We start from the raw sequence: 25,355 nt of genomic DNA, 5'->3' as shown, positions 1-25,355 counted from the left end.
GGTGCAGGTGTTCGTGGGGTGATCGGGTGGGGAGGGGATCAGGCGGGTTCGGGGGCCGGGTGCGTTTCGAGCACCCGGACGGAGACCGCCGTCGGGTCGGTGTGGTCGAGTGCCGGCACGTCGCTGCCGGGCAGGGCTGCGGCCGCGGCACCGGTGGCGACGGCCTGGGCGAGACGCTGCTCGGGCGACGCTCCCGCGACCTCGGCGAGCAGGTAGCCGGCGAGCGAGGAGTCCCCCGCGCCGACCGTCGACCGGGCGACGATCTTCGGAGCGGCGGCGGCGAACGCGCCCTCGTCGGAGACCAGCACGGCGCCGGCGCTGCCCAGGGTGAGCAGGACCGTGCCGACGTTCCTCCGCCGCAGCCGCTGCGCCCCGGCCACCGCGGCGTCGAGGTCGCGCTCGTACTCCTCGGGGTCGCCGCCGACGACCTCCGCGAGTTCCTCGGCGTTCGGCTTCACCAGGTCGATCCGTTCGCCCGACTGCAGCAGCGCGGTGAACGGCACCCCGGACGAGTCGACGGCGATCCGGACGTCCGCACCGTGGCGGGCACGGACGGCTCGGACGAGCACGGCGAGCGCGTCGTCGGGCAGACCGGGCGGCAGCGACCCGGCGACCACGACCCAGCGGGCGGCGGGACCCGTGGCGGTCGCGGCGGCGGTGTCGGCGACCAGGGCGGCGAGGTCGTCGAGGCGTCCGGCGAGTGAGGGGCCGGGTTCGTTGAGCTTCGTGGTGGTGCCGGTCGGCTCGGTCACGGTGACGTTCGACCGGAGCGGCGCCCCGATCGGCAGCGATGCGGTGGGGATGCCGCGCGTGGCCAGGCCGAGCAGGACCGGGTCGAGCTCGTCGCCCGGCAGGACGGCGACGGTGTCCCCGCCGCTCGCGACGACCACGCGGGAGACGTTGACGCCCTTGCCGCCGGGTTCCGCGGTGGACCGCGTCGCACGCTGGACGGCGCCGCGCTGCAGTTCGCCGGCGAGCTCGATCGTGCGGTCGAGGGACGGGTTCGGGGTGACCGTGACGATGCGGACGTTCATGCGACGACGACCTCGACGTCGGAGCCGGCGAGCGCCTCGGCCAGGTCGGCGGGCGGCTGCTGGTCGGTGACGAGCGTGTCGATCTCGTCCAGGCGGGCGAACCGCATCAGGGCCTCCACGCCGTGCTTGGCGGCGTCGGCGAGCACCACGGCCCGTCGTGCGGCGAGCACGTAGGCGCCCTTCACGGCGGCCTCGTACTCGTCCGGGGTGCTCAGGCCGAAGCCGGCGGACAGGCCGTTCGTGCCGATGAACGCCACGTCGGGCCGGAGGGCACCGATCTGCTCGACGGTGGCCGTGCCGACCGCGGCGCTCGTGACGCCGCGCACGCGGCCGCCGAGCAGGTGCAGTTCGAGGTGCTCGCTGTGCTGCAGGGTGGCGGCGATCGGCACCGAGTTCGTGATGACGGTGATCGTCGAGCCGGCGACCTCGGGCTCCCAGCGGGCGAGTTCGGAGGCGACGGCGGCGCAGGTGGTGCCGGCGTCGAGGGCGATCGAGCCGGTGAACGTCGGCGGGACCAGGCGCATCGCGGCCCGGGCGATCGCGGACTTCGCGGAGCCGTGCTGGCCCTCCCGCTCGGCGACGCTGAGCTCGACGACGCTCGAGCGCCCGACGGGGACCGCTCCCCCGTGCACCCGACGCAGGACCCCGGCGGTCTCGAGCAGGTCGAGGTCTCGGCGCACGGTCTCGGTGGTGACGTCGAAGTGCTCGGCCAGACCGGCGACCGACACGCGGCCGGCGGACTGCAGCTCGGCGGCGATGGCGGTGTGCCGCTCGGTTGCGTACATGCCCGAACTCCTTCGTTCCGTTGGGTTTCGAGCACTGTACGTCCGAAACCCACAAGAACGCAACCGTTCCGTCACACAACCAACACGTCCACAGGTGCAGGCCGTGCGCTGCAGCGGTCACAACACGTCGCAAGCCGGAGGCCGAGAGGTCACGAAGTGTCGGCTGCGACCGCGCCAGCCGACGCTCCGTGACCGCTCGCAGGCAAGCATGCGGGGTGTTGTGACCTCGCGACACGACGCAAGTGTCGGTCGTCCGACGTGCTACCCCTTCACGGCACCCGCCGTCATCCCGCTGACCAGGCGGCGCTGCACGATGAGGAAGAACACCACGACGGGGATCGAGAACAGCACGCTCGCCGCCATCAGCCCACCGAAGTCCGTGCCCTTGTTCGTCGAGAACCCGGCGAGCCAGACCGGCAGCGTGTACATCCCCTGGTCCTTGAGCATCACGTACGCGATCAGGTAGTCGTTCCACGCCGCGATGAACGCGAACACGCTCGTGGCGATGACCCCGGGCATGACGAGTGGGAACAGCACGCTCCACAGGATCCGGAAGGTGCCGGCGCCGTCCACCTTCGCCGCCTCCTCGATCTCGACGGGGACGGCCACGAAGAAGCCGCGCATCACCCAGATCGAGAACGGCAGCACGCTCGCCACGTACGCCAGGATCAGCCCGACGTAGCTGTTCAGCAGTCCGAGGGTCTGGAACGACAGGAACAGCGGGATGAGCAGTGCACCCGACGGGATCATCTGCACGAACAGGATCGCGACCAGGATCGCCCGCCGTCCCCGGAACCGGAACCGCGACAGTGCCGCCGAGGCCAGGAACCCGACGACGATCGACAGCAGCACGGCCGCCACCACGACGATCGTGGAGTTCCGCAGGTAGACCAGGAAACCCTCCTGCGTGAGCGCCCGCGTGAAGTTGTCGAGCGTCGGGTGCAGCGGCGCCCAGATCGGGGTCATCGTGGTGACCTCGTCGGCGGGCTTGAAGGCGGTGTTCACCATCCAGTAGATCGGGAACACCCAGACCAGGCAGAACAGCACCGCGATGGTGTTCGCGACGACGCGCGGCTTGCGCTTGCGCACCCGCACGGGGCCCGGCGCGGACGCCCCGCTCGTACGAGGCGCCGTTCTCGAGACGGTCACAGGTCCTCCTCACCGCTGCGGACGAGCCGGCGGATGTAGTAGCTGGTGAGCACCCCGAGGATCAGGGTCGAGATCACGGCGATCGCCGCGCCCTGCCCGTAGGCGTTGGACACGAACGACTGCACGAAGGTCCAGATGCCGAGCGTCAGCGTGGCCTCTTCCGGTCCACCGCGGGTGAGCAGCCAGATCTGGTTGAAGACGTTGAAGTCCCAGATCACCGACAGGATCGACACGAGCAGCAGCGTCGGCGCCAGTGCCGGCAGCGTGATCGCGCGGTACATCGTCCACACCGAGGCCCCGTCGAGCGCGCCGGCCTCGTAGTACTCCGGCGCGATCTGGGACTGCGCGGCGTACAGCGTCAGCGCCACGAACGGCACGGCCTGCCAGATGACGAGGGTCAGCACGATCGTGTACGCCTGCCCCGGGTGCGACGCCCAGTTGTCCTGCGTGTGGTCCCCGAACACCCGCAGCTGCGTGATGAGCCAGTTGAGCACGCCGTAGAACGGCTGGAAGAGCCACTGCCAGACCAGGCTCGAGGCCACGTTCGGCATCGCCCAGGCCAGCACGAGCACGACGCTGACGATCGTGCGCATCGCGACGCCGAGGCGGGTGAGCAGCTGCGCCACCCCCATGCCGATGACGATCGTGCCCAGGACCATCGCGCCCGTCACGAGCACGGTGCGCAGGATGACCGGCCAGAACGACGGGTCGGTCAGGACGTCCGTGTAGTTCGTCAGCCCGGTGAACCCGGCCTGTCCGGTGAAGATCGCCCGCAGCCCGTAGTCCTGGAACGAGATGACGACGAGCCGGACGAGCGGGTAGACGACGAGGGCCAGGAGCAGCAGCGCCGCCGGGGCCAGCAGGACGAGCGGCGCCCGCGACCCGACCGGCGACCGACGACCCGCGCCGCTCCCACCCGGACGGGTCCCCCGCGACGGCCCCTGAACCGGCCCGTCGGCCCGCCGACCCCGGGCCCACCGGCCACCGGTACGCCGGCCCCCGGTACGCCGGCCGCCGGCGCCCCGCCCGCCGGTGACCCGCGCGGACTGCTCCGCGTCGGTCACCGGCTCCGCAGTGGACGTCATCGCCTACGGCTGCGCGTTCAGCGCGGTCGTGAGGTGCTTCGAGAAGCCCTCGGCGGCCTGCTCCGGCGACTTCCGGCCGGTCGCGACGTCGGCGAACATCGACTGGAACGAGGCGTCGCCCTCGATGGTGGCCCAGCCCGGCGTGGCCGGGGTCGGTCGACTCGTGCCGGCCGCCTCGAAGTAGGGCTTGTGCAGCTCGTCGACGTCGTCGGCGACCGCGTCGAGCAGCTCGGTGGAGTTCGGCTCCCAGCCGTCGACCCCGAACACCTGGTCCTGCTGGAACTCCTTCGAGGTCAGGATCTTCAGGTAGTACAGCGCGAGCTCCTGGTTCTTCGCCTTGGCCGGGATCCCCAGGTCGGAGCCGCCGAGGAACACCGGCTGCGTCTTCCCCGCCGTGGACGACGGCATCGGGAACGTGCCGATGCGATCGGCGAGCTCCGGCTTCGCCGTGGTGATCGAGCCGATCTCCCAGGCGGACCCGAGGAACGCCGAGGTGTTCCCCTGTGCGAAGACGTCGCTCTGCGAGGGCTTGTCGGTGTTGATGTCCTGGGTGGACTTCGCCGAGTACGCGTTCTGGAAGTCCTTCCAGGCGGTCAGCCCCTCGACCGCGTCCGTGGAGTCGAGCGTGCCGGTCCACTTGCCGTCCTTGTCCGTCGCGATCTCGCCGCCGGCGTCCCAGACCCACTGCAGCCCGCCGTACCAGTACTGACCGGGCATGTAGAAGGCGGAGAAGTCACTGGCCGGGTTGGCGGCCTTGACCTTGTCGAGGTCGGCGGTGAGCTCGTCGTAGGTGGTCGGCACGTCGGTCACGCCGGCGTCCTTCCAGACCTTCTTGTCGTAGACCACGGCCCGGTTGCCGGCGAACAGCGGTGCCCCGTAGAGCTTGCCGTCGACGGTGGCGGGGCCCTCGAGCCCGGTGAGCCAGGTCTGGCCGTCCTTGAGCTCGTCGCGGTACGGCGTCAGGTCGGTCAACCCGCCGGCGGCCGCGTAGACCGGCACCTGCGTGTTGCCGAGGTCGACGACGTCGGGGGCGTCGCTCTGCGCGAGCGCCGTGGTGAGCTTGGTGGTGATCCCGTCCCACTGCTGGGTCTGGATCTTCACCTTCGCCCCGGTGTCGGCGGTGAACTGCTTGCCGGCGGCGTCGAGCACCTTGTCGCTCAGGTCGCCGTTCATCATCCAGACGGTGATGGTCTTGCCCTTGCCATCGGGTGTGCCGATGGACTTCGTGCCGCCGTCGGAAGCGGCGTTGCTCCCGGCGGAGCACCCGGTGAGGGCGAGCGCGCCTGCGAGGGCGAGCGCACCGAGTGCGGCGAAACGCGTTCGTGTCACGATGACTCCCTTGGTCCGACCTTTATGAAAGGACGTTGCGTATTCGCAATAGAAGACCCTGCACGGCCCCTTGTCAACCGTTGGATCGGTCCCGGTGACCGCTTTCGATCCGCGTGTTTCCGGGGCATCACGGATGTCGAACAGATCGACGCAGATGCTTGACCAGGTGGTCATGACCAGGCATGATCTGCGACTCGCGTCCGGTGGGGGGAAGCGACCGCCTGGAGGCCCGGTGCCGGTCCGCCGGACCGGCACCGGGCCTCCCGTGCGCGCGTCCACCGCACACGTCAGACGGCCGCCAGGGCGGACGTCGGCGGGATCCGCGCCGCGCGTGCCGCCGGGTAGAGCCCGGAGACCCCGCCGATCACGACCGTGGCGCCGAGTCCCCCGACGACGGCCCACACCGGCAGTGCGACCGGCCAGCCCTGCGTGACGGCGAAGACGACCGTCACCGCGACGCCGAGCACGACGCCGGCCAGCCCGCCGAGGAACGACAGCAGCAACGACTCGACCAGGAACTGGTCGCGGATGCTCCGACGACGGGCCCCCAGCGCACGGCGGACGCCCACCTCGGCGCGGCGTTCCAGGACGGTGATCACCATCGTGTTCGCCACCCCGATGCCACCGACCAGCAGCGCCACCCCGCCGATGCCGACCAGCAGCCCGGTGAAGGAGTCGTCCGTGGCGTCCTTCGCGGCCAACGCGTCCGACGGCCGTGTCACGCCGACGTCCTGCGGTGCCCCGGGTCGGACCGCACCGGCGAGCAGGTCCCTCGACCGTTCGACGTGCGCCTGGTCGACGCGCGTGTAGACCGCGGTCGGAGCCCCGTCGAAGCCCAGCTGCCCGGCGAACCCGCGGGGCACGAACACCCGCGAGTCGAGGTCCTCGGCGAGCGCGACGGGATCGAGCACCCCGACCACCTGCACCCACCGACCGCCGATCCAGACCCGGCTGTCCGGATGCAGGTCGTCGAAGCCGAGGACCGCGGCTGCCCGCGCCCCCAGCACGACCTGCGGCGGCGCCCCGGCTGCGTCGTCGATCCACCGCCCGGCTGCGAGCTGGCCGCCGAGGACCCGTGGCACGTCGCCCCACGCGGCGAGCACCCCGAGGCCCTTCGTCTCGGGTGCCGGGACGTGGTCGTTCCGGTACACACCGGTGGCCGGCACGGTGCCGACGGCCGCGGCCGACTCGACGTCGTCCTGCCGCAGCACCGACTCGAGTGCGGTGGACGGCAACGGGACCGGTTCGCCGAGGCCCTGCGCCTGGGTGAGGGTGAGCACGTTCGTACCGAGCGTGTCGAGCACCTGGTCGACCTTCGCCTTGCTCGACGACGAGATCCCGACGACCGCGAGCATCGCCGCGATGCCGATCGCGATGCCGAGCGCCGACAACACGACGCGACCCGGACGGGTCCGCAACCCGAAGACGCCGAGGCGGAGCAGGTCGACCGCGCCCACGGACCGACGCCGGCTCATCGGGCGACCTCGTCGACGACGGGAGCGACCTCGTGCTCGATCCGGCCGTCACGCATCCGGACCTGCCGGGGCAGCGACGCCGCCAGGTCGAGGTCGTGCGTGATGACCACGACCGTCGTGCCCGCCGCGTTGAGCTCGCGCAGGAGCTCGACCACCGCGGCACCGGACGCCGTGTCGAGTGCACCCGTCGGTTCGTCGGCGAGCAGGATCGTCGGGTCACCCACGACGGCCCGCGCGATGGCGACGCGTTGGCGCTCGCCGCCGGAGAGCTGGTGCGGTCGGTGGTCCACCCGGTGCGCCAGGCCCACGCGGCCCAGGGCCTCGACCGCCAGCCGGTGCCGCTCGCGCCGGGGCACGCCCTGGTAGAGCAGGCCGTCGGCGACGTTCTCGGTGGCGGTCGCGCCGGCCTGCAGGTGGAAGTGCTGGAAGACGAACCCGATGTGGTCGGCACGGAGTCCGGACAAGTCGTCGTCGGACATCGTCGCGACGTCGTTGCCGGCGATCGTCACCGTGCCGGACGTGGGACGGTCGAGGGTCCCGACGACGTTGAGCATCGTCGACTTGCCCGACCCCGACGGGCCGACGACCGCGACGAGTTCACCCGCGGTGACCTCGAGCGACACCCCGCGCAGGGCTCCGACGTCGCCGTAGGTCTTCGTGACGTCACGGAGCGACAGGACGGAGTCGGGTGGCAGCACGGCGGCGGGTGGCAACACGACGGCGGGTGGCAGCACGGCGCTCATCCGGGCACCACCACGCGGTCGCCGGCGGCCAGGTCGCCCGTGATCGCGATCCGTCCGTCCGCGCTGAAGCCGGGCTCGACCCGGACCCGCTCCGTCGTGCCGTCCCGCTGCACGACGTCGACGGCGTACCGGCCACCGGCGCCCGCGACGAGTGCAGCCACCGGCACCGACAGGACGTCGTGCTCGGTGGTGCCCTTCGCGTCGACCTGCGCGGACGCTGCCGCGGGCAGCGTGCGTTTCCCCGGGTCGAACGACACCGAGACGTCGACGGCCGTCCCGCCGTCCTCGCTCGTCGTCGGCTGCACGTCGACGACGGAACCCGGCATGGCTGCCCCGGCGCCGTTCACCCGGACCTCGACGTCGGTGCCGACCGCGAGCCGCTCGGCGTCGCGCTGGGGCACGGTCGCCGCGACGACGCGTCGGGTGCTCGTGACCTGCAGGACGTCGGCCGCCGCACCCGCGCCGGCCGCTGCACCAGCGCCACCGGCACCCGCTCCCGTTCCCGCTCCCGCACCAGCCCCACCGGCGATCCGCTCCCCGAGCCGACCGTCGACCGAGGCGACCCGGACCGCGCCGTCCACGAAGGCGACGTCGTCCGCCGTCAGCACCGAGGTCACGTCGTGTCCGCGGTCCTGCTGCCACTGCCGGACGGCTCGTTCGGTCCGTGGACCGAACCGGTCGTCCACGGACACGTCGTACCCGAGGGCGGCCAGGTTCTCGTTGAGCTGCCGCACGTCGGCGCCCTGCAGCCCCCGTTCCAGGTCACGCCAGAGCGGCACGGTGCCGTACATCGACCGGACGTCCCGCTCGTCGACGGCGTACAGGGCCCCGTCGCGTTCGATGACGTCGCCGGCGCGGGGCAGCCAGGTGATCGTGCCGGCGGCGGCCCCGGGGACCCCGGTCGCCGCGCCGTACCCGAGCGTCCCGGCGAACACCTTCGAGTCGGTCAGGTCGCCGCGCGTGACCGTGGCGGTGGCTCCGGTCGACGCGGTCCCGCCGCGCGACCCGCTGCTGGCCGAGGCTCCCGGACCACTCGGCACCGTGGCGAGGGCCCAGGTCCCGGCCCCCGCGGCGACCGCCACGACGAGGCACACCGACACGATGGTCCTGCGTCGGGCGCGCCGGTGGCTCACGACCCGGCTCCGCCCCGGACGGCCTCGAAGGCCGCGTCGGTGCAGGTGCCGGCAGCTTCGTTGAACGCCTCTTGGTCGTCCGGCTCGAACCGGGCCTGTGCGTCCTGGTCGTCCGGGTAGTCCGGGAACCCCTGGCCCCGCAGGCACTCCGCCGTCTTCCTCGCGATCTCCTCGCTGCCCGGCATCGGCTGTGCGGCCTGCGCGTCACCCGCCGCTGCGGAGTCGTCGAGGCAGCCCTTGAGGTCCTCCTGGTACTGCTCGGGATCGACGCCGTCAGGTGCGCTGAGCTGCATCGACTCGCCACCCGTGCCGGGGTCGGGCATGTCGTAGCCGCGGTCGCGCAGGCACTCGGCGAGGGCGACGCCGGGCGCAGCACCCCCGGCCGCGGTCGTCGTGTCGTCGTTCGGTGCCGCGTCCGAGCAGCCGACCAGCAGCAGGGGCAGCAGGAAGACGGCCGCGGCCGCGCTCATCAGGGACCGGGTGCGACGTGTGGTCGTCATGGTGTGGTTCATGCCTCCAGCACACCGGAACGGCTGTTTCGCTCCGCGTACACATCGGGTTGCACTGGCGAAACACGGACCCGGACGAGCAGCCCGCCGGTCGGCCGTGCGGTGATCGACAGCTGCCACCCGTGTGCGTGCACGATGGCGGCCACGATCGACAGGCCCAGACCGCTGTGCTGCCCGCGTGCGTCGTCCGTCGCGCCGCGGCGGAACGGTTCGACGAGCAGCCCCGCCTCGTCCGCCGGGACCACCGGCCCTCCGTTCTCGACGACGAACCCGTCCGGCTCCGTGGTCACCAGGACGGCGCCGCCGGGTTCGTTGTACTCGACGGCGTTGCCGACCAGGTTGCCGAGCAGCTGCCGCAGCAGCGTCGGCTCCCCCGGTACGACCAGGCCGGGAGGCCCGGTGCGGCGCTCGTGGGTCAGCGTCACGCCCGCCTCGGCCGCGTCTCGAGCCGCCCCCGCGACGACCTCGGCGGTCACCTCGTCGAGGTCGACGGGGCGCGTCGCACCCGCCAGCCCGCGATCGGCCTCGGCGAGCACGAGCAACGACTCGACCAACCGCTCGGTCCGGCGGTTCTGCTCCAGCAGCTCCGCCCGGACCGCTCGGACGTCTGCGGGGTCGGCGTCGTCGTGCAGACCGATCTGCACCGCCGCGCGTTGCACCGCGAGGGGCGTCCGGAGTTCATGGGAAGCCTGGGCGACGAATCGACGCTGGCTCTCGAACGCGGTCTCCAGGCGGGCCAGCAGGTCGTCGACGGTGCGCGAGAGCCGCCGGAGCTCGTCGTCGGGACCGTCCAGCGCGATGCGCTCGTGCAGGTTCGACGCCGAGATGCGGTTCGTGGTCGCGGTGATCCGGTCGATGGGCCGGAGGACCCGGCGGCTGACGAGCCAGCCGATGCCCCCGGCCGCGATCCCGGCGCCCGCGATCCCGATCGCGGACCACTGCCACTGCTGCACGGCCACGAGCCGGATCACCGCGACCGCACCGTCACGCTCCGCTGCGGTCCGGTCCACCTCGATCGCGGCGGGCGCACTCGTGGCGCTCGCTGCTCCGGCCGGGGCGCGCTGCACGACCGCGGTGTCGAGGCCGGCATCGACACCAGCGAGCGACATCGTGTTCGTGAAGAGGACGACCCCGGTCGCGAGCGCCATGGCCGCGAGCGCGAACGTCAGGGCCGTCCGGGTCCGGATGCTCCAGCCCCGGGCCCACCGACTCAAAGCGAGTAACCCTGACCGGGCACCGTCCGGATCGGGTCCGGATCCCCGAGCTTCCGGCGGAGCTTCGACATCGTCACCCGGACCGCGGCGGTGAACGGGTCGGTGTTCACGTCCCAGACCTTCTCGAGCAGGTGCTCGGCGGAGACGATCCGACCGTCAGCACGGAGCAGGGTCTCGAGCACCCCGAGTTCCTTCGAGGTCAGGTCGAGCGGGCGACCGTCGCGTGTGGCCATCCGCCGGTTCGTGTCGACGACGAACCCTGCACGCTCGAGCACCGGGGCGACGGGTGCGACGCTCCGTCGACCGAGCGCGCGCACCCGGGCGACGAGTTCTGGGTACTCGAACGGCTTGGTCAGGTAGTCGTCGGCACCGAGCTCGAGCCCGTGCACACGGTCGCTCAACGTCGTCGCGGCGGTGAGCAGGAGGATCCGCGTGAGTGCGCCGCGCGCGGTGAGCCGCCGTGCGACCTCGTCGCCGTGCAGCCCGGGGACGTCACGGTCGAGCACGACGACGTCGTAGTCGTGCACCGCCAGCAGCTCGTCGGCGTCGTCGCCGCGGTAGGCGACGTCCACCGCCATGTCCTGTCGGGTCAGGCCCGTCGCGACCAGGTCGGCGAGGGCTCGTTCGTCGTCCACCACGAGTACGCGCATCGATACATCACACGTGACGTACCTTCGACGAACCTGGGAAGTGGATCAGGCGTCGAACGGCACCTCGCCGTGCGCGCTGACGCCGGCACGCTGTCGGTAGGACAGGTGCCCACCGAGGTACCCGCCGACACTGACGACGGCGAGACCCGCGAAGCCGAGCAGCTTGCCGGCGCCGTGGTTGCCGCGCTTCCGCTGCAGCCACGACAGCCCGTACAACGACAGGCCGGTCCAGTTCACGGCCTGGTGCACCCATCCGGTGCGGAGCTGCTCGCGGTTGAGCTCGGACCAGTCGACGTAGCCGGCGACCGAGGCGCTGCTCGCCGAGACGACCCCGACGCCGACCAGGGTCTTGGCGGCCTTCGCGTTGCCCTTCCCGCCGACCAGGTCGAGGACCGCGGCGGAGATCCAGGCACCGAGGGGCACCTGCACCATGAGCGGGTGGATCGGGTGGCCGAACGGCACGCCGTGCAGCAGCTGGCGCAGGGCCTTCGGCTTGGCGAGGGCGTTAACGACGGCACGGTCGATGTCGACGGCCTTGTCGAGCACGCTCGCGTGCTCGACGGCGTCGGTGAGGCGACGGATCGCGCGGATCTCAGGCATGCCGTGGACGGTAGACGAACGGCCCGTCACCGGTCCCAGGAACCGGTGACGGGCCTCCCGTCCGTCTCGGTGGGCTACTCCTCGACGATCTCGGCCAGCTCGAAGGGCTCGACCGTCAGGCCGTCCCCGTCCGCCGCGACGTCCACCCGCACGGTGTCGCCGTCGCGGACGTCACCGGACAGGATGGCGCGTGCCAACCGGTCGTCGATCTGCCGCTGCATCAGGCGACGCAGGGGCCGCGCGCCGTACAGCGGGTCGTACCCGCGCTCCGCCAGCCAGCCGCGCGCCTCGGGGGTGACGGCGAGCTCGAGCCGACGGTCGGTCAGACGGCGGGCCAGCCGGTCGACGTAGAGCGACACGATCTGCCCGAGGTCGTCGGCCGTCAGGGCCTGGAACACCACGATGTCGTCGAGACGGTTGATGAACTCCGGTCGGAACGCCTGCTGCACGAGCTCACGGACCGCCTCTTCCCGCTGCACGTCGCTCAGGGACAGGTCGGTCATGAACTGCGACCCCAGGTTCGACGTCAGCACCAGGATCGTGTTCCGGAAGTCGACCGTGCGCCCCTGGCCGTCGGTCAGTCGCCCGTCGTCGAGCACCTGCAGCAGCACGTCGAACACCTCGGGGTGCGCCTTCTCGATCTCGTCGAGCAGGATCACCGAGTACGGACGGCGGCGGACCGCCTCGGTGAGCTGTCCACCGGCCTCGTACCCGACGTACCCGGGCGGGGCACCGATCAGGCGGGCCACGGAGTGCTTCTCGCCGTACTCGCTCATGTCGATGCGGACGAGGGCCTTCTCGTCGTCGAACAGGAACTCGGCGAGCGCCTTGGCCAGCTCGGTCTTGCCGACGCCGGTCGGGCCGAGGAACAGGAACGAACCGGTCGGGCGGTCCGGGTCGGAGATGCCGGCGCGGGTGCGACGGACGGCCTCGGATACCGTGGTCACGGCGGTGCGCTGCCCGATGATGCGGCGGCCGAGCTCGCTCTCGAGGTGCAGGAGCTTCTCGGTCTCACCCTGCAGCAGTCGGCCGAGCGGGATGCCCGTCCACTGCGCGATGACCGCGGCGATGTCCTCGTCGGTGACGCTGTCGTTCACCATCCGGTCGGCGCTCTCGGCCTGTTCGGCGGCGGCGAGCTCGGCCTCGATGCGGGGCTTCTCGCCGTACTCCAGTCGGGAGACGAGTTCGTAGTCGGCCTCGCGCTGGGCTCGCTGCGACCGCATGTTCAGGTCGTCGAGCTGCTGCTTGAGCTCACCGATGCGGTTCAGGCTCGCGCGCTCGGCCTGCCAGCGCTGCTCGAGCTCGGCCAGCCGTTCCTCGCGCGTGTGCAGCTCGTTGCGCAGGGTCTCGAGGCGGGCCTTCGAGGCGTCGTCCTTCTCCTGCTTGAGCGCGAACTCCTCGACCCGCAGACGGTCGACGTTCCGCTTCAGCTCGTCGATCTCGACCGGGCTGGAGTCGATCTCCATGCGGAGTCGGCTCGCGGCCTCGTCGATCAGGTCGATGGCCTTGTCGGGCAGCTGGCGGCCGGAGATGTACCGGTTCGACAGGCTCGCGGCCGCGACCAGTGCGGAGTCGTTGATCGTCACCTTGTGGTGTGCCTCGTAGCGCTCCTTGAGCCCGCGGAGGATCGCCACGGCGTCCTCGACGCTGGGCTCACCCACGTAGACCTGCTGGAAGCGACGCTCGAGCGCGGCGTCCTTCTCGATGTACTCGCGGTACTCGTCGAGGGTCGTCGCGCCGATGAGCCGGAGCTCACCGCGGGCGAGCATCGGCTTGAGCATGTTCGACGCCGCGACGGAGCCCTCGCCGCCCCCGGCACCCATCAGCGTGTGCAGCTCGTCGATGAACGTGATGACCTGCCCGTCGGAGTCGTTGATCTCCTTGAGCACGGCCTTGAGCCGCTCCTCGAACTCGCCGCGGTACTTGGCGCCGGCGATCAGGGCGGAGATGTCGAGCGAGATGAGTCGCTTGTCCTTGAGGGAGTCGGCGACGTCGCCGGCGACGATGCGCTGCGCGAGCCCCTCGACGACGGCGGTCTTGCCGACGCCGGGCTCGCCGATGAGCACGGGGTTGTTCTTGGTGCGGCGCGTCAGCACCTGGGAGACGCGTCGGATCTCGGAGTCACGTCCGATCACGGGGTCGAGCTTGCCGCTGCGGGCGATCGCCGTGAGGTCGATGCCGTACTGCTCGAGGGCGGTCTTCTGTCGTTCTTGGGAGTCAGGAGCGCCCTGGAGGTTCGCCATGCGTTCCGTCCTTTCGTTGCGGTGGTCCTGGAGTTGAGTCTACTCCACTCAACTTACGTGCGGTCGGGGACATTCCGGATCCCGACGGCGCTGACGACGGCACCGGCCGCCAGCAGGAGCGCCATCACCACCATGGCCCGGTGCAGCCCGTCGACGCTCACCTCGCCGCCGAGCACCACACCGGCCAGTGCCACCGTGACGAGGCCGGCGATCCGCGCGACCGCGTTGTTCACGGCCGAACCGGACCCGGCCTCGGACTGCGGCACCGACCCGAGCACCGCGCTCGTCAGGGGTGTGACCATCAGGGCGATGCCCACGCCGATCAGTACCAGCCCGGGGAACACCGACCACCAGTAGCCGGTCGGGTCGTCGCCGGCGAGCAGCAGCAGGAGCGCCCCGACCGCCCCCACCGCCGGCCCGGCGGCCATGAACCACCGCGGGCCGAACCGACCCGCCGCGGAGCCCACGGCAGTGGAGAGCGCGAGCAGCATGATCGTCGGCGGCAGCGTCGCGAGTCCGGCGAGCCAGGCCGGGTACCGCCAGACCTCCTGCAGGAACAGCGTGACGACGAAGAACACCATGCCGAGCGCGCCGTAGATCGACAGTGTCGCGAGGTTGCCGACCGTGAAGTTCCGCGCCCGGAACAGCTCGAGCGGCACGAGCGGCGACCCCGTCGTCCGGGTCACCCGCAGTTCCCACGGCACGAACGCCACGAGTGCGGCCGCACCGAGCACGAGCGCGCCGACCACCACGGGCGCACCCCACCCCAGCCGCTCCTGTTCGATGAGGCCCAGCACGACACCGCCGACCCCGACCACGGCGAGCACGGCCCCGACGACGTCGATGCGTGGGCGCACCGCCGGGTGCACGTCGCCGGTGATGCGCAGGACCAGCGGGATCGTGACGGCGATCGGCACCGCGGTGAGCACGAAGACCCACCGCCACCCGATGCCGTCGACCACCAACCCGCCGACCACGGGGCCGAGGATCGTGGCCGCGCTCGACCACGCCGTCCACGTGCCGATCGCCTTCGCCTGCGCCGCCCCGCGGAACGCCGCGACGATGAGGGCGAGTGCGCTCGGCATGACGAGTGCCCCGCCGACGCCCTGCAGCGCCCGGGCGACGATGAGCACCTCGCCGGTCGGCGCGACGGCGCACACCACGGAGGCGATCCCGAAGACCACGAGCCCCCACGTGATGATCCGGACCCGGCCGAACAGGTCGGACAGGCTGCCGGCGACCAGGATGAGCGAGCCGAGGGTGACCAGGTACGCGTCGACGACCCACTGCTGCACGACGAGTCCGCCGCCGAGCTCCTGCCGGATTGCAGGGAGCGCGACGTTCACGACGCTCGAGTCGAGCCCGACGACGAACGACGCCAGGATCGCCACCACCAGCACGATCCGCCGATCGTCCCGGAGCGGCGCGACTCCGTGCGGCACGGGGGCCGGGACGGGAACGGGAGCGGTCATGTGCTCATCCTGCGGCACGGGGTGCCCGGCGGTCGATCCCGCACGACGAAGCCCCCGCGACCGATGTGGTCGCGGGGGCTGCCGACAGGACGGGGGTGGGTGTCCTAACGCCGGGAGTCGGTGTTCGGCTGCGCGCTCGGCCCCGGGTTCAGGACCGGACCGGGGGCGGGCTCGGCGGGAGCGTTCTGGACAGTGCTGTTGTGCACCGTGCCGTCCGGCGCCGTGCCGTTGGCCTGGGCCTTCTTCTCGTCGTCGGACATCTCCTTCTTGAAGATGTTGATCGACTGGCCGAGGCCCTTGGCCAGCGCCGGGAGCTTGGTCGCGCCGAACAGCAGGATGACGATCCCGAGGATGATCAGCAGGTGAATGCCGCCGAGGTTTCCGAGCATCATGACTCCTTGTTGTGGAACTGGTCGCCGTCCGGTGATCGTCGTCGACCCACGCGGCGGAAGTCCGTGTGCGTCCATCGTAACTCCCCCGCCGCTGGATGCCCAGGCCGGGCACCGGAACGGACACTGTTCGTACAGGGAAGCGCAGCGCTCAGTACGCGCCGCGGGACCGCAGCACCGACGGGACGGTGCGGGCGAGGATCACGAGGTCGTGCAGGAACGACCAGTTCTCGACGTAGTGCAGGTCGAGCCGGACCCCTTCGGCCCAGTCGAGGTCCGATCGGCCGCTGACCTGCCACAGGCCCGTGATCCCCGGGGTCACGAGGAGTCGGCGGTCCGCGAAGTCCTCGTACAGCGCGACCTCGCGCGGCAGGGCAGGCCGAGGGCCGACCAGGCTCATCGAACCGGTGAGCACGTTCCACAGCTGCGGCAGTTCGTCGAGTGAGGTCCGTCGCAGGAACGCACCGACCCGGGTCACCCGCGGGTCGTCCTTCATCTTGAACAGCGGACCGGCGCCCTCGTTCTCGGACTGCAGGGCAGCCATGCGCGCCTCGGCGTCGACGCACATGGTCCGGAACTTCAGGATCGGGAACTCCGCACCACCGCGACCGACGCGGACCTGCCGGAAGAAGACCGGCCCGCCGTCGTCGGCGCGGATCGCCAGCGCGACCACGGCGAGGACCGGGGAGAGCAGTGCCAGGCCGAACGCGGCGCCGACGACGTCGAGTGCCCGCTTGCCCGCGCGGTGGCGGTAGTCGGGCGTCTCGACGTGCATGAGCGGCAACCCGTCCACGGGGCGCTCGTGCACCCGCCCGGCGGCGATGTCGGCCAGGGGAGAGGACACGACGAGCTCGACGCCGTGCTCCTCGAGCTGCCACCCGAGCCGACGGAGGCGCGCGTGCCCACCTCGGACGGCACCCGCGACGACGACGGCCGAGACACCCTCGGCCCGGGCGTGCACGAGCACGTCCTCGATGCCGCCGACGACCGGAGCGGTGGCCACCCCCAGGTCGACCTCGGCCCCGACCGGAGCACAGTCCGTCACCACGGCACGCACCCGGTAGCCGGCGCTCGGTGCGGCGGCGATCCGAGCGCCGACGTAGCGGACGTCCTCGGCGTCGCCGACGATCAGGACGTCCTGCAGGTGCTCACCCCTGGCGCGGCTGCGGGCGAGCACGGTCCGGACCCCCTTGCGGCCGAGCGCCAGGAACGCGAGCCCCAACGGGAACGCGATCGCGACGTACCCGCGAGCCAGGTCGAGCTGGGCTGCGTACGCCACGACCGCGACACCGGCGACCGCGACGAGGCTCGCGGTGACCAGGCGGCGGTACTCGTCGCCGCCGATGCCGGCGATCCGGGGGTCGCGGGTGCGGAACGCCGAGAGCAGGAGCATCCAGACCACGACGATGGCGGGGGCCACGACGAACTCGAACCAGCCGGAGCGCGGCCGGACGGACGCGAGCTCCCAGGGGAACCGCACGACGTGGGCGATGACGAACGCTGCGAGCAGCAGCACGAGGTCGAGCAGCGCCACCGCGGGGACGAACCCCCGGCGAGCGCCCGCCGGAGCGACCGTGCGGTGCGACGCCGTGGCCCCGGCAGCCCAGGCAGGGGAGGACACGGGGACGCTCGGGTGCAGCCCGCTCGGGTGCGGCACGCTTGGGGGCAGCACGGTCGGGGGCAGCACGGTCGGGTGCAGCACGGTCGGGTGCAGCACGGTCGGCACCGCCCCGGTGGGTGGGCGCATGGCGAGCGACATGTGAGACCTCCTGTCGACCGGTCGACGAGGATGTCGATCGGACGCCGGAGTCGCTCAGATCACGACAACGAGCGGCGCAACGTCAAATATATCACCGTGCTGTTCTGCATTTCAACGCGCGAGGGCGCGGTCCAGGCTCCAGAGGACCGGCTCCGCTCGCAGCGCCGGCACGTCCGCTTCGGTCACACCACCGAGCCGGAACACCACCCGTTCTCCGGGCAGCAGCGTCATGAACCCACGGTCGACCGTGCCGCCGTCCGCGACCCGGTCCGGCTGCACCAGCAGGTCGCGCACGAGCGAGTCGGCCTCGACCGTCAGGTCCAGACCGCCGTCGACCACCGCGAACGAGGTCCGGTAGCGGGCGGGCTCCCAGCGGATCGCAGCATCGGGGCCGGGGGTCCAGACCGCACGGCGCCAGTCCATGTCCGCGACGATGAGCTCGTTCGCCGGGTCGTCGACGACACCGACCGACTCGGGCAGCGACACCACCGCGACGCCGGCACCGGACAACCGGACCGGCAGGGACACCTCGGCCAGGATCGTGCCGGCCGTGGTGACCCGGCGCACCCGCACCACGCTGTCGTGCCCGGTGCGGGTCGACCGGACGGCCACCTCGACCGGTGAGGACCCGAAGGCACCGGGCGAGACACCCAGCGAGAGCGTGTCCGCGAGCTCGCCCAGGTCGGCCGTCTCGCCGACCGCAGACGACCCACCCGGGTGATCCGGGCCTCCAGTCCGCTCCGCACCCGACGCACCAGCGGTACCTGCGGCGCCTGCGGTGCCTGCGGTGCCCGGCGTCACCGACACCGTCGACACCGGACGGATCGTCAGCAGCACGTCGTCGTACAGGCGGCGCAGCTCGTGCGCGAGCGGCTTCAGCCGCCCCGCCGAGTCGATCGCCGACCAGGACGACACCGGCCACAGGTCGTTCAGCTGCCACACCACGACACCCGTGTTGCGCGGCCAGTGCGTGCGCCAGTGCTCGATGCCGGTCGCGATCGCCCGGGCCTGCTGCAGCTGCGTCAGGTAGTGCCACGCGTCGAACGCGGCCGGGTCGACCGCGCCGAAGCGCGGCTCGAGACCGCGTGCCAGCTTGGCCATCCCGTCGGCGGCCTTCTGGTGGTGGACCACACCGGGAGAGTCGACCCGGAGCGGCGAGTCCGTGACCGCCTCGCGCAGCGTGCGCCAGGCGGGCGGCGCCTGCCAGCCGAACTCGGACACGAACCGGGGCACCGACTCGCGGTAGGCCGTGTCGGGCAGCCGGTTCCAGACGTCCCACGAATGGTGCGTCTCGTGGTCGACCTCGTTCGCGGGCAGCGACTCGGAGCCGGACCACGGCGACGCGACCGTGTAGAAGCGCGACGGGTCGACGGCGTCGACGATGGTCGGCAGCAGGTCGAGGTAGTAGTCGAGTCCCCAGCCCCGGTCGCCCAGCTCCGCACCCCAGCCGTCGGCGTCGTGCAGCCAGATGTTCTCGTTGTTGCCGTTCCAGACCACCAGCGAGGGGTGGCGGGCGAGGCGGGCGACGTTGTCGCGTGCCTCGGCGATGACCTCGCTGCGGATCGGCTCGACCTCGGGGTAGGCCGAGCACGCGAACGGGAAGTCCTGCCAGACCAGCAGACCGAGTTCGTCGCAGACCTCGTAGAAGTCGCGCGATTCGTACACTCCGCCGCCCCAGACGCGCACGAGGTTCGTGCCGAGCGAGGCCGCGGCACCCAGCCGGGACTCGAGTCGGGCGCGATCGACGCGCGAGACGATGACGTCGTCGGGGATCCAGTTGACGCCCCGGACGTCGATGAGCGTGCCGTTGACGTGCACCGCGAAGGGGCGGCCGATGCCGTCGACCTGGGTCTCGATGCGGGTCGACCGGAACCCGGTGCGGAACGTGTCGCGGTCGAGCACCTCGCCGTCGACGGTCTGCAGCTCGACCACGACGTCGTACTGCGGCTGCGCGCCGTAGCCGCGCGGCCACCAGCGCCGCGCCTCGGGGACGCGCACGGTGACGACCGTCTCGTCGTCCTTCGGGGTCAGCTGCGCGCGGGACCGCTGGCGTGTGGTGCCGCCGTCCTCGGTCTCGCCGCTGACGGTGACCACGAGCACGAGGTCGTCGTCCTCGCCGTCCTGGTCCAGGTCGTTCATGCCCGAGCGCTCGACGGTGATGTGCGCATCGAGCACGCCCTCGCCGGCCTCGACGTCGACGAGCGGGCGGACCTCGCGCAGGCGCGCGGTCGACCAACGCTCGATCGCGACCGGCCGCCAGGGGCCGCTCGTGACCGCCGTCAGCCCCCAGTCCCAGCCGAAGTTCGACGCCATCTTGCGGATGTACGGGAACGGCTCGTCGTACGGACCGGGCATGCTGCCGGCCTTCGCGGCGACCCGGCCGGCCTCGCGGTAGGGCGACTCGAACAGGATCTCGAGGTCCTTCGTGGTGCCGCCGGATCCCGTCTGCACCCGGGCGTCGAATCGGTAGCGACGGTGCATGTTGCGGGTCGTGCCCACGACGACGCCGTCCAGGCTGAGCTCCGCGACCGTGTCCAGGCCGTCGCAGACCAGGTCGACGCGCTCGTGGCCCCGCGGGTCGACGTCGACCGTGCGGCGGTAGGCCCAGTCGGCGCGGCCGACCCACTTGGCGGGCTGCTCGTTCAGGTGGAACGTCGGGTCCGGCAGCAGGCCCTCCCGTTCCAGGTCGGTGTGCACCTGGCCCGGCACCGTCGCCGGGATGGCACGGCCCGCGACACCGTCCGGCGCGCCGGTTCCCCCGGCCAGGGTCACTGTCCAGTCGTCGCGGAGTTCCTCGCGTTCGAGGGTCATGCGGGTCCTTCTCTTCGGCGGCAGGGTGTCCGTCAGCCTCGGTCGGGGACGCCGACCGGCGGTCCGGCCCACGGCCGGTTCCCACGGCCTGGAGGCTCGGCACCGGTTGCCCGGGCGTCGTCACGTCGCGCGCACGAACGGGTTGCGCTCGCGCGAGGGGTGCTCGGCGATGCTAGTACGGGATGCTTTCGGCAACCTAGGTGGTGACAGGGGCGGGTCGCGCGGGCAAGGTGGGAACGTGATCACCGTCGAACTCGCCAGGTCCCTCCGAGACGCCGGCCTCCGCTGGCACCCCGAGACCGGGGACCGGTTCGTGATCGACAAGCCCGGCATCGACGACGACGTCTACACGGTGTCCGAGATGACCGTCGAACGGCACGACTCCCCCACCGGCACGATCCTCGGCTTCAACGGCACCACCGAGTGGGCGCTCGACTCGGTCACCGCCACCGAGTCGCTCTGGCTGCCCCGCGAGGACCAGCTCCGCGAACTCCTCGGGCCCTCGTTCATCGGACTGACCCGGGTGCAGGTCGGCGGCCGCGTGGTCTTCACCGTGACGGCGACGATCGGCGGGACCGACCGCAGCTTCGCGTCCGAGGTGCCGGCCATCGCCTACGGGCAGGCCCTGCAGGCGTACATCACGGCCGCGCTCGCGTGAACGGCACGCCCGGGGTCGCCGTTCCTGGGCGTTGGCGGAATGGGCGCTGAGGGGCGTTTGGTTGCATGACACCATGACCGTTCCGAACATCACCCTGAACGACGGCAAGACCATCCCGCAGCTCGGCTTCGGTGTCTTCCAGATCGACCCCTCCGAGACGAAGGCCGCCACACTGGCCGCGCTCGAGGTCGGCTACCGCCACATCGACACCGCCGAGATGTACGGAAACGAGAAGGAGGTCGGCGAGGCGATCGCCGAGTCCGGCATCGACCGTTCCGAGATCTTCGTCACCTCCAAGCTGAACAACGGCTTCCACGACCCGGCCGCGGCGCTGGAGAACGGCAAGAAGTCGGCCGACCTGCTCGGCGGCTACACCGACCTGTTCCTCATCCACTGGCCGCTGCCCACCGTCTCGGACTTCGTCCCGACGTGGAAGGCCCTCGAGGAGCTGTACCACGCCGGCACCGCCCGCTCGATCGGCGTCTCGAACTTCCAGGCGCACCACCTGCACCGCCTGCGCGCCGAGACCGACGTCCCGCCGTCGGTCAACCAGATCGAGGTGCACCCGTACCTCGTGCAGGACGACCTCCGCGCCGTGAACCGCGAGCTCGGCATCGCGACCGAGGCGTGGTCCCCGATCGCGCAGGGCCTCGTCCTCGACGACGAGACCATCACCCGCGTCGGCGCGTCGGTCGGCAAGTCCCCGGCCCAGGTCGTCCTCCGCTGGCACATCCAGCGCGGCGACATCGTGTTCCCGAAGTCGGTCACCCGGGCCCGCGTCGAGGAGAACTTCGCGATCTTCGACTTCGAGCTCTCGGACGAGGACATGACGGACATCACCGCCCTCGACAAGGGTCACCGCACGGGCCCCGACCCCGACACGTTCGACTACGTGCCGGCCTGATCGGTCCCCCACCGCACCACGTCGCGAGAGCCGTCCGGGTCAGCCCGGGCGGCTCTCGCCGTCAGCGGTTGGTCGCGACCGAGGCCGTCACCGTGAACTTCGGGGTCCGGACGACCTCACGGGTCGGCCCGACCAGGCGCGAGAGCACCGGCCGGTAGCGCAGGTGCGTGTTCCAGACGCACCACAGTTCACCGCCGGCCTGGAGGATCGTGGCCGCGTTCCGGAACATCGCCTCGGCCGTGTCCGTGGTCACCGTCGTGTCCGCGTGGAACGGCGGGTTGCAGAGCACGAGCTGCGCGGACCCCTCGGCGAGCTCGTCGCCCGCGTCGGTCCGCAGCACCGTCACCCGGTCGGCCACGCCGTTGGCCTCCGCCGTCGCACGCGTCGACTCGACCGCGATCCGCGACACGTCGGTGGCGATCACCCGCACCGACGGTCGCCGACGAGCGACCGCAGCCGCGATGACGCCGTTGCCGCTGCCCAGGTCGACGATCGTGCGCGCGGTCGGGACCGCCTGGTCCATCGCGTCGAGCAGCACCCGCGTGCCCTGGTCGAGCGACGTCCCGGCGAACACACCGCCGTGCGCGACCAGGGTCATGCCGAGGTCGTCGACGTGCACCGACCTGGGCCAGGGGTTCGTCGTGGCGGCGCGGTTCGCCTGCGCGCGCAGGGGGTCCTGCGCGATGAGCAGCCGCGACTTGCCACGACCTCGTGATGCCGTGACCTCGCCGAACGAGCGCCGGAGCACGTCGTTCTGCGTCACGTGCATGTACTTCACGTTGCCGCCGCAGAGCAGCACCACGTCCGGCGCCGCGAACCGGGCGACCGCGCGGGCGATCTCGTCGAGGCGATCGTGCGACTTCGACAGCCGCAGCACCACGAGCCGCACGTCGCGAAAGGCGTCCTCGAGCGAGTCGGGGTGGTGGAAGCCGCGCAGCCCGAACGTGCCGGCGTTGGCCTCGAGTGCCCGCTCCCCCACCAGGGAGTCCTGCACGACGCGGATGTCGCTCGCCCCGTACTGCGTGATGAGGCCGAGCGTCAGCACCCCGTACCGGTCGTCGACGACCGCGACCTCGCCGGGCTGCCGGAGTGCGTCGCCGTGCAGGTGCGGTGCTTCGTCGAGCAGGAAGCGGTCGGTGCCGTCGATCGCGATGAGGTCGGGCGCGTCGTCGTCGCGTCGGCGGAAGAGGTCGGCGAAGTCTGGCACCGCGTCAGCGTACCCGGCGACGGCCCGTGCCGGAGCGAGTGGGGATCGCACTCGCGATATCAACAGGCTGCGTATTTCACATGTCAATACACTGGGAATCCCCCACCAGAAGGAGCCCGCCATGGCATCCACCTCGTTCCGGAGCGCCGCAGTCGTCTGCGGTGTCCTCACCGCCTCACTCGGCTTCGGCTTGCTGACGCCCGCCGTCGCCACCGCTGCCACCACCACTCCCGCAGCCGCCGCCGCAGGGACCTCGACCGACGCCGGCTACGACCTCGACTCCATCACAGTGGACCCGGCGCTGAGTGCGCCCCGTTTCCTGCAGGACTGGAGCACGCTCCATGGGGCACGGATCGTCGCCGGCGACGCCGGGGGTGACGCGGTCTGGCTGCTCGCCGGCGACGAGGTCCTCGACCACGAACCCGCGGGCGGCGCGTTCTTCCTGAACGTGCAGGACCGCCACAAGGACCTCGGGCTCGAGGTCATCCGTGTCCACACCGCCGCGGACGGCTCGCAGACCCGCACTGAGCGCGTCGCCCTCCCGCACATGCTCACGGTCTCCGGTCTCGGAACGGGCAACGCGTTCACCCCCGGCACGACCACGATCTCAGGAACGGCGACAGCCGGCGCAACCGTCGTGGCGACCGATGCCTTGTCGGGGGCAACCCTGTTCACAGCAACGGCGACGCGCACTCGCGACGGTGTCGGTACGTGGAGTGGTGACGCGCGGTTCGCCGCGGGCACGGACTACTCCGTCACCCTGACCCAGACGACGACGGACGGCCGGACAAACGCACTCCGGAGCATCGGGTTCTCGCCCGCGAAGGCAGACACCCCCGCTGCTCCGACACTCGAGACGACCGAACGCCGTCTCGATGGATCGTTCGTCCTGACGGGGCAGCACGACGACACCACGTCGTCCGTCTTCGTGGAGGACGCAGCCGGCAACCGCATCGTCCGTGCAACCCTCACCGCGACCGGCTTCGTCGCGCGCGTCCCGCAGGAGTACCTCGGGTCGACCGTCTCGTTGATCAGCCAGAACGAAGCCGAGGTGTCCTCGCCGCGGACAGCGGCGCCGCTCGCGCAGCTCCCCACCGACGCCTCGGTGCCGAAGCCGACCCTGCGATCCGTCTACGTCCACACCGACGGCCGGGTCCAGGTGGTCGGTGAGCCCGACGGGGCGCCGGGCCTCTGGATCCTCGACGGCGACCGCGTCATCGACGGCATGGCGCACAACGACCTCTGGAGCTACGTCATCCGCGCGCAGGATGCCGGCAAGCAGCTCGAGATCGCGAACCTCGGCTTCGACGGGCAGGGGTTCTCCTCCTTGTCGGAGCGCGTGGCCCTCCCCCGTCTCCTGCAGGTCGACGGCATCAAGGACGAGAACACGTACACGCCCGGCGCTCGCGCGTTCGAGGGAACGGCCGAGGCCGGCGCGACGATCACCGCCACCGACCAGAGCGGCCGCGAACTCTTCACGACGCCGGTCACCGGTGCGCGCTCCGGCGTGGGGACGTGGAAGGCCTCGGCCGACCTGACCAGCACGGCCGGGTACGACGTGACGTTCACACAGACCACGGCCGACGGCCGCACGTCGGTGATGCGGAACATCGCCTTCACCTCCGAAGACGACTCCGTTGCACCGATCGTGGTCGAGACCCCCGCGATGAACGGCACCGCGACAGGACCCCGCCCCACGTTCACCGGGACCGGCCAGGCTGGCGCCACGATCGAGATCCGCGGCACCACCCGCGTCGTCACGACCGCGAAGGTCGAGTCGAACGGCACCTGGAGCGCAGCGTCGAACATCGACCTCGCCCGCGGCAGCTACGCCCTCACCGCGAAGCAGACCGCCCCCGGCAACGCCACGACGGAAGCCCCCGTCCACTTCACCATCGCCGCCGCCGCGGCAGCGCCGATCGAGGTGACGTCGCCGGAGATGAACGGCACCACCACCGGGGCCCGACCCACGTTCACCGGGACCGGCCAGGCCGGCGCCACGATCGAGATCCGCGGCACCACCCGCGTCGTCACGACCGCGAAGGTCGAGTCGAACGGCACCTGGAGCGCAGCGTCGAACATCGACCTCGCCCGCGGCAGCTACGCCCTCACCGCGAAGCAGACCGCCCCCGGCAACGCCACGACGGAAGCCCCCGTCCGCTTCACCATCAACTGAGCCCCGGCTCGCAGAACGCCCCCGGTGACC

The 25,355-nt window shown here is 71.6% G+C and carries 21 protein-coding genes; 3 read left to right on the top strand and 18 right to left on the bottom strand.

Annotated features, from left to right (window positions below; translation table 11 throughout):
• Nucleotides 1–38 precede the first annotated feature (38 nt).
• The 17 genes from DEJ00_RS06370 to DEJ00_RS06290 all read right to left on the bottom strand — a co-directional run bounded on the left by DEJ00_RS06370 (nt 39) and on the right by DEJ00_RS06290 (nt 20,380).
• The gene (locus DEJ00_RS06370; RefSeq protein WP_111056759.1) at nt 39–1,034 is read right to left on the bottom strand and encodes a 1-phosphofructokinase family hexose kinase; all 996 of its coding nucleotides are present in this window, start codon (nt 1,032–1,034) and stop codon (nt 39–41) included.
• Nucleotides 1,031–1,819 (bottom strand): DeoR/GlpR family DNA-binding transcription regulator, encoded by a 789-nt coding sequence (locus tag DEJ00_RS06365; protein ID WP_027464875.1) that lies wholly within the window; start codon nt 1,817–1,819, stop codon nt 1,031–1,033. Before DEJ00_RS06365 ends, DEJ00_RS06370 begins: the two co-directional genes overlap by 4 nt.
• Nucleotides 1,820–2,080: 261 nt before the next feature.
• Nucleotides 2,081–2,968 carry a carbohydrate ABC transporter permease gene (locus DEJ00_RS06360; protein ID WP_258373564.1) on the bottom strand — a complete coding sequence of 296 codons (888 nt, stop codon included), beginning with the start codon at nt 2,966–2,968 and terminating at the stop codon, nt 2,081–2,083.
• Complete coding sequence (locus DEJ00_RS06355; RefSeq protein WP_220038843.1) at nt 2,965–4,053, bottom strand: carbohydrate ABC transporter permease; 1,089 nt, start codon at nt 4,051–4,053, stop codon at nt 2,965–2,967. Before DEJ00_RS06355 ends, DEJ00_RS06360 begins: the two co-directional genes overlap by 4 nt.
• 3 nt (nt 4,054–4,056) lie before the next feature.
• Nucleotides 4,057–5,382, bottom strand: coding sequence for a sugar ABC transporter substrate-binding protein (locus tag DEJ00_RS06350; RefSeq protein ID WP_220038842.1), 1,326 nt, complete (start codon nt 5,380–5,382; stop codon nt 4,057–4,059).
• 287 nt (nt 5,383–5,669) lie between these two features.
• The gene (locus tag DEJ00_RS06345) at nt 5,670–6,857 is read right to left on the bottom strand and encodes an ABC transporter permease (RefSeq protein ID WP_181440095.1); all 1,188 of its coding nucleotides are present in this window, start codon (nt 6,855–6,857) and stop codon (nt 5,670–5,672) included.
• A complete protein-coding gene (locus DEJ00_RS06340) occupies nt 6,854–7,600 on the bottom strand; it encodes an ABC transporter ATP-binding protein (RefSeq protein WP_258373563.1) in 747 nt (248 codons plus the stop codon). The genes DEJ00_RS06345 and DEJ00_RS06340 overlap by 4 nt, the downstream gene beginning before the upstream one ends.
• Nucleotides 7,597–8,733, bottom strand: coding sequence for a peptidoglycan-binding protein (locus DEJ00_RS06335; protein WP_146247882.1), 1,137 nt, complete (start codon nt 8,731–8,733; stop codon nt 7,597–7,599). The genes DEJ00_RS06340 and DEJ00_RS06335 overlap by 4 nt, the downstream gene beginning before the upstream one ends.
• On the bottom strand, nt 8,730–9,233 hold the full coding sequence (locus DEJ00_RS06330) for a hypothetical protein (RefSeq protein WP_146247881.1): 504 nt from the start codon (nt 9,231–9,233) through the stop codon (nt 8,730–8,732). The genes DEJ00_RS06335 and DEJ00_RS06330 overlap by 4 nt, the downstream gene beginning before the upstream one ends.
• A gap of 8 nt (nt 9,234–9,241) precedes the next feature.
• Nucleotides 9,242–10,456, bottom strand: coding sequence for a HAMP domain-containing sensor histidine kinase (locus tag DEJ00_RS06325; protein ID WP_111056755.1), 1,215 nt, complete (start codon nt 10,454–10,456; stop codon nt 9,242–9,244).
• Nucleotides 10,453–11,106 carry a response regulator transcription factor gene (locus tag DEJ00_RS06320; protein WP_027464882.1) on the bottom strand — a complete coding sequence of 218 codons (654 nt, stop codon included), beginning with the start codon at nt 11,104–11,106 and terminating at the stop codon, nt 10,453–10,455. The genes DEJ00_RS06325 and DEJ00_RS06320 overlap by 4 nt, the downstream gene beginning before the upstream one ends.
• A 45-nt stretch (nt 11,107–11,151) precedes the next feature.
• The gene (locus tag DEJ00_RS06315; RefSeq protein WP_111056754.1) at nt 11,152–11,706 is read right to left on the bottom strand and encodes a DUF2231 domain-containing protein; all 555 of its coding nucleotides are present in this window, start codon (nt 11,704–11,706) and stop codon (nt 11,152–11,154) included.
• Between the two features lie 74 nt (nt 11,707–11,780).
• Entirely contained in the window at nt 11,781–13,949 is a 2,169-nt protein-coding gene (locus tag DEJ00_RS06310; RefSeq protein WP_081827211.1) for an ATP-dependent Clp protease ATP-binding subunit, read from the bottom strand.
• A gap of 53 nt (nt 13,950–14,002) precedes the next feature.
• On the bottom strand, nt 14,003–15,421 hold the full coding sequence (locus DEJ00_RS06305; protein WP_111056753.1) for an MFS transporter: 1,419 nt from the start codon (nt 15,419–15,421) through the stop codon (nt 14,003–14,005).
• 104 nt (nt 15,422–15,525) lie between these two features.
• Nucleotides 15,526–15,810 carry a twin-arginine translocase TatA/TatE family subunit gene (tatA, locus tag DEJ00_RS06300; RefSeq protein ID WP_111056893.1) on the bottom strand — a complete coding sequence of 95 codons (285 nt, stop codon included), beginning with the start codon at nt 15,808–15,810 and terminating at the stop codon, nt 15,526–15,528.
• A 151-nt stretch (nt 15,811–15,961) separates the two neighbouring features.
• Nucleotides 15,962–17,569 carry a sugar transferase gene (locus DEJ00_RS06295; protein ID WP_111056752.1) on the bottom strand — a complete coding sequence of 536 codons (1,608 nt, stop codon included), beginning with the start codon at nt 17,567–17,569 and terminating at the stop codon, nt 15,962–15,964.
• Nucleotides 17,570–17,680: 111 nt separating this feature from the next.
• Entirely contained in the window at nt 17,681–20,380 is a 2,700-nt protein-coding gene (locus DEJ00_RS06290) for a glycoside hydrolase family 2 protein (RefSeq protein ID WP_111056751.1), read from the bottom strand.
• Between the two features lie 238 nt (nt 20,381–20,618).
• Between DEJ00_RS06290 and DEJ00_RS06285 the strand changes: the two genes are divergently transcribed.
• On the top strand, nt 20,619–21,038 hold the full coding sequence (locus DEJ00_RS06285; RefSeq protein ID WP_111056750.1) for a pilus assembly protein CpaE: 420 nt from the start codon (nt 20,619–20,621) through the stop codon (nt 21,036–21,038).
• Nucleotides 21,039–21,111: 73 nt separating this feature from the next.
• The gene (locus DEJ00_RS06280; RefSeq protein WP_111056749.1) at nt 21,112–21,942 is read left to right on the top strand and encodes an aldo/keto reductase; all 831 of its coding nucleotides are present in this window, start codon (nt 21,112–21,114) and stop codon (nt 21,940–21,942) included.
• A gap of 61 nt (nt 21,943–22,003) precedes the next feature.
• On the opposite strand, the gene DEJ00_RS06275 is transcribed toward DEJ00_RS06280, so the two are convergent.
• Entirely contained in the window at nt 22,004–23,149 is a 1,146-nt protein-coding gene (locus DEJ00_RS06275; protein ID WP_258373562.1) for a class I SAM-dependent methyltransferase, read from the bottom strand.
• Between the two features lie 121 nt (nt 23,150–23,270).
• On the opposite strand from DEJ00_RS06275, the gene DEJ00_RS06270 reads away from it, so the two are divergent.
• Nucleotides 23,271–25,325 (top strand): Ig-like domain-containing protein, encoded by a 2,055-nt coding sequence (locus tag DEJ00_RS06270; RefSeq protein ID WP_111056747.1) that lies wholly within the window; start codon nt 23,271–23,273, stop codon nt 25,323–25,325.
• The last annotated feature ends 30 nt before the right edge of the window (nt 25,326–25,355 follow it).

The organism is Curtobacterium sp. MCLR17_039, assembly GCF_003234745.1.
Classification (GTDB): domain Bacteria; phylum Actinomycetota; class Actinomycetes; order Actinomycetales; family Microbacteriaceae; genus Curtobacterium; species Curtobacterium flaccumfaciens.
This window is presented reverse-complemented; position numbering and strand designations above follow the sequence as displayed.